The organism is Pseudomonas brassicae (assembly GCF_010671725.1).
In the GTDB taxonomy this organism is placed as follows: Bacteria; Pseudomonadota; Gammaproteobacteria; order Pseudomonadales; family Pseudomonadaceae; genus Aquipseudomonas; species Aquipseudomonas brassicae.
This window is the reverse complement of record NZ_JAAHBU010000638.1, coordinates 1-505: the sequence shown is the minus strand read 5'-3', so window position 1 is coordinate 505 and position 505 is coordinate 1. Positions and strand designations below refer to the sequence as shown.

The following is a 505-nucleotide window of genomic DNA, read 5'->3' as shown; positions in this document are numbered from 1 at the left end:
TGGTACAACTGGCCGGTCAGTCAGTGGGCGTTTCGCGCCAAGTACAACCTCACGCCCGAGTTCTTCGCGCAGGTCGGGGTGTTCGAGCAGAACCCGTCCAACCTGGAGACCGGCAACGGCTTCAAGCTCAGCGGCAGTGGCACCAAGGGCATGATCCTGCCGGTGGAGCTGGTGTGGTCGCCCAAGGTCAACGACCTGCCGGGCGAGTACCGTCTGGGTTACTACTACAGCACAGCCAAGGCCGATGACATCTACGAGGACGTCAATGGCCAGGCCCAGGGCCTGACCGGCGCTGCCTTCAAGTCGCACTCCAGCAAGCATGGCTGGTGGGTGGTGGCGCAGCAGCAGGTCACCGCGCACAACGGCGACGCCAGCCGCGGCCTGAGCCTGTTCGCCAACTTCACCGTGCACGACAAGGCCACCAACGTGGTCGACAACTACCAGCAGGTGGGGATGGTGTACAAGGGCGCCTTCGATGCGCGGCCCAAGGATGACATCGGCTTTG

Annotated in this window: 1 protein-coding gene; it reads left to right on the top strand. The window is 63.8% G+C overall.

All coding sequences use genetic code 11. The annotated features are described in order from the left end of the window. Positions 1 to 505, top strand: a 505-nt coding sequence (locus G3436_RS26850) for a carbohydrate porin (RefSeq protein WP_178116630.1), incomplete at both ends; no start/stop codon positions are given.